Source organism: Sphingobium sp. ZW T5_29 (genome assembly GCF_044987515.1).
Lineage (GTDB): Bacteria > Pseudomonadota > Alphaproteobacteria > Sphingomonadales > Sphingomonadaceae > Sphingobium.
In genome coordinates, this window is record NZ_JBJDRM010000002.1 from 121198 (window position 1) to 135393 (window position 14196).

Here is a 14196-nt window from a genome sequence, read left to right on the forward strand (position 1 = left end):
ACGGATAATAAGGACGCATGATGGCCACGGCGGCGCAGGCAACCGACACCGATTTTATCAGGCGTGGGATAGAGGTCGCTGATCTGAACGCGGTGCGGATCGCGCTGTATCACAACAGCCGTGACGCGCAGGTCGCCGAACTGCCCCCTGTCGCGCAAATGACCGCCGCGCAGAAAGCGCTGCTGATCGATAGGGCCACATCCTGGCTGGGGGACAATGCTGGCCCGGCGGTGCTGCCCGAACCGCCGGAGGACGATCTGCGAGCGCTCATGACGATGGCCACCGGGCAGGAAATGACCGATCTGGAGTTCGAGGCGCGGCGCGATCTGGCGGCCTTCAGGCCCTTTCCCTGTGCCGTCGAATGGCCGGGCGAAAGGCCGACCATCCCCGATGATTTCCGCGTCGTCATTATCGGCAGCGGCCCGGCGGGGATCGTGGCGGGCGTGCAAATGGAATTGCTGGGCATCCCCTACATCTTGCTGGAACGCCAGGGGGAGGCTGGGGGCACCTGGACGATCAACCGCTATCCCGATGTGCGCGTGGATACGCCGTCCATCACCTATGAATATAGCTTTGAAAAGCTCTACCCATGGTCCGAATATTTCAACCGTGGCGAAGCGGTGCGCGACTATCTGCAGCATGTGTCGCGTAAATATGGCGTTATGGCGAACAGCCGCTTCAACCATGACGTGCAGGGCGCGGCCTTTGATCAGGCACGCAATGTCTGGACGGTGGATGTCGCTACCCCGCAAGGTGATGAACGTATAGAGGCCAATGTCGTCATCACGGCCTGCGGAACCTTCGCCAATGCGCAACTGCCTGATATTGAAGGGGTGGAGGGGTTTGGCGGGCAGATCGTTCACCCGTCCGCCTGGCCCGAAGGACTGGACCTGACGGGCAAGCGGGTCGCGGTGATCGGTAACGGTTCGACCGGGGTGCAGCTATTGAGCGCCGTCGCCGCGCAGGCCGCGCATGTGACGGTCGTGCAGCGCACGCCGCAATGGATCAGCCCGCGCGAAAAATATGGCGCGCCAATTGAACCTGAACTTGCCTGGCTGTGTGAAAATCTGCCCGGATATTGGAATTGGTCGCGCTACACCGCGACGGCTGGCCTGTTCGACATCCACAATCTCCAGCGGGTCGATCCCGCCTGGCAGGCGCAGGGTGGTCAGGTCAGCAAGGCTAATGACGATCTGCGCGCCTTCCTTACCGACTATATCCGGCGTGAAACCGGCGGACGGGATGATCTGATTGAAAAGCTGATCCCCGACTATGCGCCGATGTCGCGCCGCCCGGTCGTCGACAATGGCTGGTATCGCGCCCTGACCCGCGACAATGTGGACCTGCTGACCGGATCGGTCGCGCGCTTCACGCCCACCGGCTTTGTCATGGCGGATGGCACGGCGTGCGACGCCGACATCGTCATCGCCGCCACCGGGTTCGACGTGCTGAAATATCTCTGGCCCGCCCGCTACAGGGGATTAGGCGGCAAGGACCTGCATGACATGTGGGACGCAGGCGATGGTCCCCGCGCCTATCTGTCGATGATGGTGCCGCAATTCCCCAATTTTTTCATGCTGTACGGCCCCAATTCTCAACCGCTGACCGGCGGCACCGGCCTGCCGCAATGGTGGCTGATCTGGGCAAGCTATGCGGCCCAATGCGTCATGCGCATGCTGGCGGAAGGCAAGGGCCGCGTCGATGTTAAGCCCGCCGCATTCGATCGATATAATCGCGAACTCGACGCCGAAGCGGCCAACTGGCTGCAAATGACGCCAGAGGGCGGGATCGAGAAAAATTATTACGTCAACCGGCAGCATCGCCGACTTCAGGTGAACGCCCCTTGGCTCAGCCCCGATTATCATCGCATGTGCACGGTGGTCGATTGGGACGATTTGGACATAAGTTGACCGCCCGGCGAACGACAAGGGTCGAACGAGCGACGATGGAGGAGATGCCCAATGCGCGCCCTGATCTATGAAGGAGTGGGCAAGCTCCGTTTTGTCGATGATCTGGACGTCAGGGACCCGGACGCGGGCGAGGTGCTGGTGCGCATCGTCGCCAGTGGCATCTGCCATTCCGACATTTCCGTCATCAACGGCACCATCGACTGGCCTGCTCCCGCCGTGCTGGGGCATGAAGGCGCGGGCGTGGTCGAAAAACTGGGCGCGGGCGTCACCGACCTTGCCGTGGGCGATCATGTCGCGCTGCACACATTGGCCAATTGCGGGCGGTGCGGCCCGTGCGAAAGCGGCAGGCCGACGCATTGCCGTCAGTCCTACGGCAACCGCGCCCAACCCTTTCACCGCAATGGCGCGCCCGTATCCAGCTTCGGGGCGACATCCACCTTTGTTGAAAAGACCGTCGTGCGGTCCAACCAGGCGGTAAAGATCGACCCGACCGTGCCCCTCGACATCGCCTGCGTCGTGGGATGTGGCGTCCTGACCGGCGTCGGTTCCGTCATCAACCGCGCCCGCGTGGCGGCGGGGGAAACGGCAGCGGTATTCGGCATCGGCGGCATCGGCCTCAACGTGTTGCAGGGACTGCGTCTGGCGGGGGCGAGCCGCATCATTGCAATCGACCTGCTGCCCACGCGTGAGGAAAAGGCGCGGGAATTCGGAGCGACCGACTTCATCGACGCGTCGCAAGGCAATGTGCCGCAACGGATCAGGGACATCGTGTCGTCCGGCGCACCAGACCATGGCAGCGGCGTCGACTGGTCGTTCGAATGTGTCGGCAATGTCCATGTGCTGCGGGACGCGATGGACAGCCTGGGATGGGGCGGCAATTGCCTCATCGTCGGCACGACCGCAGCGGGCACCATGGCCGAAATCTCGCTCAGTCCCCTGTCCTTCGTGGATCGGGGCATCATGGGCGTGCGCTACGGCGCATCGCGGCCGCATCGGGACATTCCCACCTATATCGCGCAATATCGGCTGGGAAAGCTGAAGCTGGACGAACTGGTGACGCAGCGTTACGCGCTGCACGATTTCGAACGCGCCTTCCACGATCTGGAGCAAGGAAAGCTGGCGCGCGGCGTGTTCCTGCTGTGACCATGGACTGGAATCTCCCGGAATTGCGGGCCGGGCACCGCGCCGACGAAGCCCTTCTGGAACGACGCGCCCGCGCGGCAAAGGCCAACGCAGGCGATGCGCCGGAAATTGAACTGGGCGCTGTGCGCTGCCTGAGCATAGAACCCGCCGCCACGCCCGCCTGTGGCGACATGCTCTATATCCACGGCGGCGGCTATCGGCTCGGCTCGCCCGCCGCCTATGTCGCCTATGCGCAGGCGCTGGCCGACCAGTCGGGCCGTCGGCTGATCCTGCCCTATTATCCTCTCGCGCCCGAACAGCCATTTCCCGCCGCGCTGCACGCCATCGTGGCTGTCTACCGGGCCTTGCCCGATCCCGCAGCGACGATTGTCGCGGGCGATTCGGCGGGCGGTGGACTGGCGGCGGCGCTGTGCATCCTGGCCGCGCGCGCGGGCCAGCGACCCGCAGGCGCGATACTGGTGTCGCCGATGCTGGACCTTCGGGCAGGGCGCGACAGCTATGATCGTAACGCGGCCCGCGACCCCCTGTTTTCAAGGCAGGCCGTGCAGGACGCCGCCGCCCTTTATCTTCAGGGTCACGCGCCTGACGATCCGCTCGTCTCCGCCATCCATGCCGACCCCAATGATTTCCCGCCCACGCTCGTGCTGGCTGGCGGCGCGGAAGTGCTGCTGGACGAAGCGCTGGATTTCGTCCGCAAACTCGCGCTGGCCGACCGCCGGGTGACGATGCACGTCGCACCGGGCATGGGTCATGTCTGGCCGCTGATGGCGGCAGGATCGCCGCACGCGAGTGAGGCCATCGCCGCCATGGCCGCTTTCGCCAAGGCGCAGCAATCGGACGCATCGGAAGGTTCCGCGTAGCCGGAAAGGCGATCCGCGCGTTTGACGCAATGGGCGTGACCGACCGAAAAGCAGACCATTCCCAGACAAGTCATGCCGAAAGATCGACCGATGACGACCCAGACGCTTCCCTTTCCCGTCTACGACGCGGATAATCATTTCTATGAACCGGAAGATGCGCTGTTCCGGCATTTGCCCAAAAAATGGCATAAGGATTTTCGTTTCGTCGAGGTCGACGGGCGCAAGCGACTGGCGATCAAGGGGCAGATTTCGGACTATATCCCGAACCCGACATTCGAACGGGTCGCTGCCCCCGGCACCCATGTCAATTATTACAAGGCCAACAATCCCGATGGTCTGACCATGCGCCAGATGACCGGAAAGCCGATCGCCCCGCCCGAAAGCTGGCGCACGGGCAGCGAACGGCTGGCGGTGCTGGACGGCCACCACGTGCACGCTGCGCTGATGTTCCCGACCCTGTTTTCGGTCATCGAAAAATGGCTGAGCTACGACCATGCGTTCCTGCACGATGCGCTCCATGCGCTGAACCGGTGGACGAGTGAGGAATGGGGCTTTGCGCGCGATAACCGGATTTTCGGCGTGCCGGTCGTGTCGCTGGCGGACATGGACCGGGCGATGGCCGAAACCGACTGGCTGATCGGGCAGGGCGCGCGGACCATCTGCATCCGTCCGTCTCCCGTGCCCGGCTATCGCGGCGGGCGGTCGATGGGACTCACGGACTTTGACCCGTTCTGGGCACGCATTCAGGAAGCGGGAATCTTCATATCGATCCATGCGTCCAATTCCGATTACGACCATCTGATCGAAATGTGGACCGGCGGCGCCGAATGGCTGCCGTTCGAATCCGACCCCTTCGTCAACTGCCTGCGCATCATCGAACGCGCCATTTCCGACACGATCGCCGCGATCATCTGCGGCGGAGTGTTCGACCGCTTCCCCGGCGTGCGGCTGGTCAGCGTTGAAAATGGAGCGAAATGGGTGATCCCGCTGATCGAACAGTTGCAGCATGTCTATGGCCAGATGCCGCAAAAGTTCAAAAACGACCCCGTGGAACAGTTTCACCGCAATGTGTTCGTCACGCCGTTCGTGGAGGATGATTTCAGCGAGCTGAAAAAGCATATGCAGGTCAACCGCATCCTGTTCGGCAGCGACTATCCCCATCCCGAAGGAACCGAACATCCGCTCGATTTCCTCCACGAACTGGGCGATTATACGATGGCGGAAAAGGAAATGGTGATGTCGTCCAATCTCAAGGGATTGCTGGAAGGCGCGCGGAACTGATGGAATTGTCCGCGAACCGCGACGTCATCGACCGGTTACAGGCGAACCTGCGCGACCATGCGGACGATCGCGCGATTGAATTTGACGGGCGCTGGGTCAGCTGGGGCGAAGTCGCGCGCTATGGCAACGCGGTGATCGCGCGGCTGGACGCGGCGGGGTGCCCGCCAACCGCAAAGGTCGGCATCATCGTGCGCAACCGCCTGACCCATGCGGCGGCGGTGGTCGGGCTGCTGGCGCACCGGCGCTCGGTCAGCTTCGTCTATCCGTTCCTGCCCGCAACCGCCGTGGCTGAAAATATCGATGCGCTGGGTGCAGCCGCGATCCTGGCCGACACGCAGGACTGGCCGACCTTCCACGCGGCGGCGGCGCAGTCCGGGGTCGCGGGCATCGAACTGGGCGACATCGACGGCGAACCCGCTTTTCTTGCCGGGCTGGAACGGTGCAGGCGTGCCACCTTCGACGACAGCCTGCCCGAAGGCGGCATCGAAGTGCTTTCCAGTGGGACCACCGGCATGCCAAAGCGCATTCCCATGCCGCTCAAGCTGCTGGAGCGCGCGGTCATGAGCGCGCCGGGAGCGGAGGCTGATCAGGCTCCCTCGGTTCAGATCAATATCTGGCCCCTGGGCGGCGTAGGCGGGGTCTGTCTGTTGACGGGCGCAGCGGTCAACAACACCCCGCTCGTCCTGATGGAGCGTTTCACGGTCGAGGGACTGGTCGACGCCCTGCGCCGCCACCGGCCCGACACTCTGGGCCTTAATCCGACCGCCATCGCGATGATCATGGATGCACAGGTTCCGGTTGCGGACATGGCGAGCGTCAAAAGCGTTTCAGGCGGGTCCGCCTATCTCGACCCGGACCTTCAGGACAGGTTCGAACAGCGCTACGGCCTGCCGATCCTGTGGGGCATGGGCGCCACCGAATTTTGCGGCACCATCATCCGCTGGACGCCGCAGATGCGCGCACAGGCCGGGGAGGCGAAGCGCGGGAGTACGGGCCTGCCGATGCCCGGCGTGGCGGTCAGGGCGATCGACCCGGAAACCGGGGTGGAAGTTGCGCGCGGGACCGAAGGCTTGCTGGAAGTCCATTGCCCGTCCGTTCGCCCCGATTGGGTGCGCACCACCGATCTGGTGATGATCGACGCGGACGGATATGTCTTTCATCGTGGCCGCCATGATGGCGCCATCGTGCGGGGCGGGTTCAAGATCCTGCCCGAACGCGTCGTGGACGTGCTGCGCCAGCATCCCGCCGTGGTCGATGCGGCGGTCGTCGGCATTCCCGACGCCAGGCTGGGGGCCGTGCCGGTGGCTGCTGTCGAACTCAGCCGCAACGCACCAGCGGTGGATGGGGAAATGCTGATCGCATATCTGCGCGCCGAACTGCCACCGACCCACGTGCCCACGCAAATGTTGATCGTCGACGCCTTGCCACGCACGCCATCGCTTAAAATCAGCCTGATGGACGTGAAGAAGATGTTCGACGTGGCCCCGTGAAGAAGGAAGACGAATGATGGATTCGCTGCTGGGTCTGGACGGCAAAAAGGCGCTGATCGTCGGCGGTGGCCGTGGCATGGGCGAAGCGAGCGCGCTGCTGCTGGCGCAGGCGGGGTGCGACATTGCCGTGCTGGACAGCGTGCTGGAACGGGCCGACGAAGTCGCGGGCCAGGTCCGCGCATTGGGTCGCAACGGCGTACCGATCGAAGCGGATATTCTGGATGAGGTCGCGGTGCGCAACGCCGTCGCCGACGCGCAGTCCGCGCTGGGCGGGCTGGACATTCTGGTGACGATTGTCGGACAGGCGTTGTTCAAGCCGTTGCTGGAGGTGACACTGGACGAATGGGATTATGACCAGTCCCGCAACCTGCGCTATTTCTTCGTCACGGCCCGCGCCGTCGCCGCTTCGATGATCGAACGCGGCGTGCCCGGCTCGCTGATCTGCATCGGCTCCGTCGATGGAGCGGTGGGATCGCCGATGCACGCGCCCTATGGCGCGGCGAAGGCGGGCCTGATGCATCTGGTCAAATCGATGGCGGCGGAATGGGGCCGCCACGGCATTCGCGCCAACGCCATCGCGCCGGGCAGCATCGCCACGCCGCGCCTGCCCGAAACCGAACAGTCGCGCCGCTTGATGGCAGAAAGCGTGCTGCCCATCGGGCGAGCGGGGACGACCCGCGACGTGGCGGGCGGCGTCCTGTTCCTGGCGTCCAGCCTGTCGGACTATGTCACTGGCCACACCCTGTTTGTCGATGGTGGATGGATGGCGGCCAATCATTTCGACCCGCGCGTGATGGCGGTCAAGACCAGCAATGGATAGCCGGATCGCCGCTGAAACCGGGTAACGGCGGCAGGCTAGTCGGGCAGCTTGAATCGATGAACGCCGGGGAATAGGATCGTGCCTTCCAAAATGCCGCATTCGACCAGAATCGAGTGGGCGCAAAGGCTAGGCAGGAGGGTGCGATGGGTCGTCAAATCGAAGCGGGCGAGGAACGATCGCGAGGACGCGGCGGCGTGAAATCCTGCCTGCGCACGCTTGAGGTGATCGAATATTTCATGCGCTCGCGTGTGCCCGCGCGTACGATTGAAATCAGCGAGGCGCTGGGCATGCCCAATTCCAGCGCGGACGAAATCCTCCGCACGCTCGCCCATTCTGGCTACCTCAGCTACAATCCCTCGTCGAAACTCTATTCGCCGTCCTACAAGATCGTGGCCAACGCCATTTCGATACAGAACAGCTTTTTTGGCGGCGGCCACATCGACCGCATCATGAAGGACATGCAGCGCGAAACCGGGGCCACGGTGTTCCTGACGCAGCAGAATGATTGCTGGGTCGAAAGCGTGGCCGAAGTGTCCGGCGCGTGGGTCGCAACCGATGATCCGCCGGTGTATCGCAACGAATTGATCTGTTTCGACCAGGACAGCTGGCGGCCGTCCACCAACTTTGCCGCAGCCATGCTGGCGCAACAGTCCAACGTCGCCATCGTCCAGCTTGCGGCGCGGACGCAACGGCTGGGGCTGGGGCCAAAGGGACCGGCGCTCATGAAAACGCTGGTGGATCGCATCGCCAATACCCGCACCAGGGGATTTGCCCTGTGTCGGCGCAAGGCGGCGATCCCGGTCGATTCCATCGCCATGCCGTTGCGCATGCCCCATGCGGTCGCATCCTATGCCATTGGGGTGGTGGGCGATCCGCTGTTCTGCAACGATAATGACGTGCGCCACATGCTGGCGACGATGCGGTCGGTCATTTACCGGCACCGCGATGGGCAGCATCAGGCGGCCAGCATTCAGTAGGCAGTCCCCACTATTCTCTATCGGCGGGCGCCCCATCGTCAATCTTCAGCAAGGTGATTTCCGCAACAGTGGAAATGATGGTTTGTGCATGACTGACACAAAAATGCATCTTCCTTGCCGAATGTCATCCGGTATAGCTTCCAGATGACTTCGTAACAGGCTGGAAGTCTGCGAATTTTGAAGTGTTGGGCCACTCCTCGACACTTTTGCGGATTATATCAGCTGGGCGCGGTTGCTGGGATGGCTCCGAAATAATGGTGCTATCGTTAAAAAGGGGAGAGGATATGTCAGCAGGAATCCGTGCCGCGCTATTGGTCGGCATCGCCGGGGCTGCGCTTGCCGTGCCAGCTTTCGCGCAGGAAGGGTCTTCATCGACCGCAGGCGGGACACCGCAGCAGCAGGCATCCGAAAATAACCTTGGCGAAATCATCGTGACCGCAACCCGCAGGCAGGAACGCCTTCAGGAAGTATCCATGTCGGTCAATGTCGCGACTGGCGAGCAGCTCGAAAAATTCAACATTTTCGACGTAAAGGACGTCGCCCAGCTCGCACCGGGCCTTGAGCTGACCAACACGACGGGCCGTAACAACACCACGACATTGCGCGGCATAACGTTCGATCCCGACCAGGGCACCGACCCGGCGGTGCAGCTTTACTTCAACGAAATTCCGACAGACGCGCAGACCGCATTCACGGCGATGTACGACATCGAGCAGATTGAAATCCTGCGCGGTCCACAGGGCCTGCTGCGTGGCATATCCGCCCCTGCAGGGTCCATCACCATCCGCACCCGCCGCCCCGGCTTCGATGCGATCGAAGGCTTTGGCCAGGTGACCGCGACCGATCGGGGCGGTTACAATGTGCAACTCGCAACCACGCTGCCCTTCAATGAAAAATTGTCGATCCGGGTCGCCGGGCTGGTCGATGGCAACCGCATCAATCATGTCCGCAACCTTCCCAGGGACGAACGTTCCTACGGACGCACCCAAAGCGCGCGGATTACCGTGGGCTTTCGTCCGACGGAAAATTTCACCAGCTATCTGACCTATCAGTTTCTGCAGAACGACAATAACCAGTTCACCCAGTCGTTCGGTCCGGGCAACACGCCTTTTTCCGCCGTGCCGACGGCAACGCTGGGCGGCATCTTCATTCCCGACACCACCATCCGTTCCGGGCCCGCGCTTGACCCGACCGACTATGCTTCGGTTCAGGAAGGCGGCTTCCGTACCAGAAACCGGACGCACCTCATCAACCTTGCAGCCGACCTCGACCTGGGCTGGTCTACTGTGTCACTCGTGGCAGCGCATCAGTTCACCAAGCTGCAGACCAATCGCGATCTCGACGCGAACAACGCCATCCCCGGCTATGTTCAATATTCCAGTGTCCAGACGCCCTATTATGTCGATACGGCGGAATTGCGCTGGCAGTCGAACAATAGGGAAGGCTTCGGCTGGGGTGTGGGCGCCTTTTTTTCAAAGCAGACAGGAACGACGACTGTAGATCAGGATGCGTCGCAATTCTGGTATGCGGCAGATCCTGGGTCTTTCAATCCGGTGCCCTGCGTAGCGATCGGCTTTCCCTGCGCCGGGCCTAACGACCTGACGCCGTTCCCCATCCCCAATATCTTGAACATCGGGACATTGGTGGAGGTGCCGGTTAACTCCAAGATCGCATCTTTCAATGCCAATCTGCGCTACAAGACCGGGGGGCTGACCATCGAAGGCGGTATTCGCTACACGATCCGCAAGCAGGTTGATTCCACGCTGCTGACCTTGACCGGCGACGTGAACAGCGGCCCTGACGAAATCATCCCGGCTTCGCTGCGCAGCAACACGGACAAGCCGTTTACGGGCGGCATCAACGTCAACTATGCCATCAGCGACAACCTTAACGTCTATGCCGCCTATGGCCATGCCTTCCGTTCGGGCAGCACGGGCGTAGCCGTTCCGGCAGGCATCTCCAACGACCTGATCCGAACCAACCCGGAAAAGACCGATTCATACGAAATCGGCATCAAGGGGTCGGCCTTTGACCGTCGCTTGAACTTCACCGCCGCCGCTTTTTATCAGGAGTTTGACGGTTTCCTCAGCCGCTTCACGGGCATTTTCTACAACTGCCCCGATGTTCAAGGAACCTGTTCCCCCGGCGGCCCGCCGATCAACAATGCGACGGACGTCCCGGCGACCAATGGCGCGTTCGACTTCAACTATAACACCCCTGCCAAGGTGAAGGGGATCGAAGTCACGATTGACGGACGCCCGACGGACAACTGGGATTTCAACGTCTCGGCATCCTATACCCGCGCGCGCTTCAGCAACGCGCTGGTGCCCTGCAACGACTTTGCAGGCACCGGCACGCCCAACCAGACCGGAGCGCCGCGCGTCACTGGCGCCGGCAATGTCAGCTTCTGCCGCACCAACGGCCGACTGGCGGAAACGCCCGATTTCGGGCTGACCGCCAATACCGAAGTGCGCTTCCCTGTGGGTGAATATACGCCCTTCGTCCGTGGTCTTATGACCTATCGTCCAGGCTTCTATTCGGAACGCGTGCAATATGACTATCGGAGCCGTCAGCAGGTCAACCTGTTCGTCGGCCTGCGCGGTCCAGAGGCGAAATGGGAACTGACCGCTTTTGCCCGCAATCTGCTCAACCAGAAGCGGATCAGCAATATTGCGGGTGGTGAGGGTCAGGTGAACGCTCTCCTTGGGAGCACGTTCAGCTCAGGCTACCGCTCGGTCAATGTCACCGCCCCGCGTGAATTCGGCATCACCGCCAACATGAAGTGGTGATATTCTTCCGGGCACGCCGCAAGCGCGCCTGGCCGAACTGAAGGAGGAGCAGCCATGTGATGTGGCTGCTCCTTTTTCGTTCGATCAAGGTGAAGCATCGGCACCGACTTTGGGTGGTGGCCCGTGCATCCGATGCAGCGTGGCGTAACCGGACTTGATCTGGATCAGGCAGATCGCTGGCGGACGGTAATTCTCTTTCAACTTGTGCACGTTACGCGGAAAACATGGTTCCTTCCCGTACAAAGCTGACCGACGTTCAGTCGTGGCCGATCAACCTGGCGGCTGCGCTGGGAATCGCGGAGGATGGAACCGAAGTATCGCCCTTCTGGATTTCGGGCGCGTTCAATCATATCGCGCGTCTGTGGCCGCTCATCCTGCTGGCAAAGCTTTGCACCTTCGGCCTGCTTCATATCGCCCTGTACCGACCCGGTGACCCGGCGCACGCCGCAACCCTTGCTGCCATGCTGTTGATCGACGGCGCGACGATGGTCGCGCCCAGGGGAGTCCGGTTCCAGGGCCAGCGACCGCATGTGCAGAAATGGATCATGCTGGGGCTGCTGTTCCTGTCCAGCCTGACTTTCAGCCTGCTGCTTGGCCCCGCCATTTTCATCGGCCCCGTTTCAGCCACCCTTGCGGCGGAAATGGCCATTGCGCTTCTGGCCGTCTGCATATTCGGTGACCGGCGGCTGCTGAGTGTCAGCTATTTCCTCGGGACGCTCGCCGTGTCGTTGATCCAGCAGGCGCCCTTTGCCCAGATCGGCCTGCTTATCAGTTGCATCGCGGTCATGCTGATCGCGGCGATCCGCCAGGCTAAGGCGGATCGCGACAGGGCGATCGCTCTGCATCAACAGGATTTGCGGGCGCAGCGATCGGACCGGCTGCTCCAGGAATATGAACAATCTGGCCATGGCTGGTTCTGGGAAACCGACCGGCGCGGCTGCCTCAGCTATATTTCAGGAACGCTCGTCGACACGCTGGAAGGCGTGCCGCAGGGTGGGATGATCGGACGGCGGCTGACCGACCTGATCGGCAATGGCGATCATCAGCATGACACAGGCGAACGGACGGTAGGATTTCACCTGTCGGCCAGGACCGGATTTTCGGAAATCACCGTGCGGGCGGCGATGACGCCGGATGATCGCTGGTGGTCCATTTCGGGCCAGCCGGTATTCAATGAATATGGCCAGTTTCACGGCTTTCGCGGCAGCGGCGCCGACCTGACCGCGATGCGCCGCAGCCAGGCGGAAGTGCAGCAGCTCGCCCAGTTCGACTCGCTGACCGGTCTCGCCAATCGCGTGCAGATGCTGCGATCTCTGGAAGAGGCTGTGGCCGGGTCGCGGAGTGATCGCGCCAGCGAATGCACGCTGATGCTGCTGGACCTCGACCGGTTCAAATCGGTCAACGACACTTTGGGTCATCCTGCTGGCGATGCCTTGTTGCGGCAGGTGAGCCAGCGGCTGCTGGATGTCGTGGGCAGTCGCGGGCTTGTCGGGCGACAGGGTGGCGACGAGTTCAAGATATTGCTGCCCGGCCATCACGACCGCAACGCGATTGAGCAGATAGCGCGGACTATCATCGTGACCTTGTCGCGCCCCTATTCCGTCGAAGGCACGGTGGTCGTGATCGGCGCGTCGATCGGCATTTCGGCCTGCCCGCAGGATGGCGTCACCGCCGACGCGCTGATCCGCAATGCCGATCTGGCGCTATACGCGGCCAAAGGCGACGGGCGCGGCATCCATCGTTTCTATTCCAGCGAAATGCACGCCAATGCGGAAGACCGCCGCCAGCTGGAAGAAGATTTGCGCCACGCGCTTGCATCGGACGCCCTGTACCTCGTCTATCAGCCAGTCGTGTCGTCCAGGACCGAAAGGATCACCGGATATGAGGCCCTGCTGCGCTGGAATCATCCGGTCCGCGGGGCGATTTCCCCCGCGCTGTTCATACCGATCGCGGAAGAAAGCGGCTTGATCGGGCCGCTGGGGGAATGGGTGCTGCGCACCGCCTGCCGTGACGCCACGCAATGGATCGACGACCTTCGGGTGGCGGTGAATGTTTCCCCGATCCAGTTTGCCAGTCCGGGCCTGCCATCACTGGTCATGAGCGCGCTGGCCGCGTCGCAACTGGCGCCTGAACGGCTGGAACTGGAAATCACCGAAAGCGTGTTCCTGAACGATGACGATGGGACCGACGCGACCTTCGCCCGGCTCAAGTCATTGGGCGTCCGGCTCGCGCTCGACGATTTCGGCACCGGCTATTCCTCGCTGGGCTATCTGAAAAAATCTCCGTTCGACAAGATCAAGATCGACCAGAGCTTTGTGCGCGGCGCGGTGGCGGAAAACAGCCGCAACGGCGCGATTATCAAGGCAATCGTGAACCTGGCCGAAGCACTGGGCATGGACACCACGGCAGAGGGCGCGGAAACGCAGGACGAACTGGCGCTGATCCGGCAATTGGGTTGCAGCCATATCCAGGGCTATGTCTATGGCCGCCCGCTTGAAATGCAGGACGTGCTGGAACGGCAGCGCATTCATGGCGCCGTGGCGCTGGCGGAAGGATACCGGTCCAGCCGCCCGGAACGCAAGACGATGCTGCGTACCGTCAACGTGCATCATGACGGCCATGTCTATACCGGGCGCATCCGCAATATTTCGTCAACCGGCGCGCTGGTGGAAGGGCTGTGGAACGTACCCGAAGGCACCCTGTTCGCGATAGAATTCAGCGACACATTGACGGTGAACGCCATCGCGCAATGGGCGCAGGATGACCGCATGGGGGTGGAATTCACCGGAGCGATCAACCTGTCGGCCCTACGCCCACAACCCCGTTCGCTCGCCTCCTGAACCTGACCAGCGCAGGGGCTGGTCGATCCGCCCAGAGCATTTTCTAAGCAGATGGCATCATCTGCTGACTCGGAAAATGCGGAAAA

Annotated in this window: 9 protein-coding genes; all 9 read left to right on the forward strand. The window is 62.2% G+C overall.

Annotation, left to right across the window (positions count from 1 at the left end):
- Positions 1 to 17: 17 nt before the first annotated feature.
- The 9 genes from ACI3KQ_RS01975 (at position 18) to ACI3KQ_RS02015 (ending at position 14110) form a co-directional block, all read left to right on the forward strand.
- Complete coding sequence (locus ACI3KQ_RS01975; protein WP_404954274.1) at positions 18 to 1910, forward strand: flavin-containing monooxygenase; 1893 nt, start codon at positions 18 to 20, stop codon at positions 1908 to 1910.
- A 51-nt stretch (positions 1911 to 1961) separates the two neighbouring features.
- On the forward strand, positions 1962 to 3053 hold the full coding sequence (locus ACI3KQ_RS01980) for an alcohol dehydrogenase catalytic domain-containing protein (protein WP_404954276.1): 1092 nt from the start codon (positions 1962 to 1964) through the stop codon (positions 3051 to 3053).
- A 2-nt stretch (positions 3054 to 3055) separates the two neighbouring features.
- Positions 3056 to 3913 (forward strand): alpha/beta hydrolase fold domain-containing protein, encoded by an 858-nt coding sequence (locus ACI3KQ_RS01985; RefSeq protein ID WP_404954278.1) that lies wholly within the window; start codon positions 3056 to 3058, stop codon positions 3911 to 3913.
- Between the two features lie 90 nt (positions 3914 to 4003).
- A complete protein-coding gene (locus tag ACI3KQ_RS01990) occupies positions 4004 to 5194 on the forward strand; it encodes an amidohydrolase family protein (RefSeq protein WP_404954280.1) in 1191 nt (396 codons plus the stop codon).
- Complete coding sequence (locus tag ACI3KQ_RS01995) at positions 5194 to 6684, forward strand: class I adenylate-forming enzyme family protein (protein WP_404954282.1); 1491 nt, start codon at positions 5194 to 5196, stop codon at positions 6682 to 6684. The genes ACI3KQ_RS01990 and ACI3KQ_RS01995 overlap by 1 nt, the downstream gene beginning before the upstream one ends.
- A 13-nt stretch (positions 6685 to 6697) precedes the next feature.
- Positions 6698 to 7504, forward strand: a complete 807-nt coding sequence (locus ACI3KQ_RS02000) for an SDR family NAD(P)-dependent oxidoreductase (RefSeq protein WP_404954284.1) — start codon at positions 6698 to 6700, stop codon at positions 7502 to 7504.
- Positions 7505 to 7647: 143 nt separating this feature from the next.
- Complete coding sequence (locus ACI3KQ_RS02005; protein ID WP_404954286.1) at positions 7648 to 8481, forward strand: helix-turn-helix domain-containing protein; 834 nt, start codon at positions 7648 to 7650, stop codon at positions 8479 to 8481.
- A 284-nt stretch (positions 8482 to 8765) separates the two neighbouring features.
- Positions 8766 to 11270 carry a TonB-dependent receptor gene (locus tag ACI3KQ_RS02010; protein WP_404954288.1) on the forward strand — a complete coding sequence of 835 codons (2505 nt, stop codon included), beginning with the start codon at positions 8766 to 8768 and terminating at the stop codon, positions 11268 to 11270.
- Positions 11271 to 11494: 224 nt separating this feature from the next.
- Positions 11495 to 14110: an EAL domain-containing protein gene (locus ACI3KQ_RS02015; RefSeq protein ID WP_404954290.1), complete on the forward strand. Its 2616-nt coding sequence runs from the start codon at positions 11495 to 11497 to the stop codon at positions 14108 to 14110.
- The last annotated feature ends 86 nt before the right edge of the window (positions 14111 to 14196 follow it).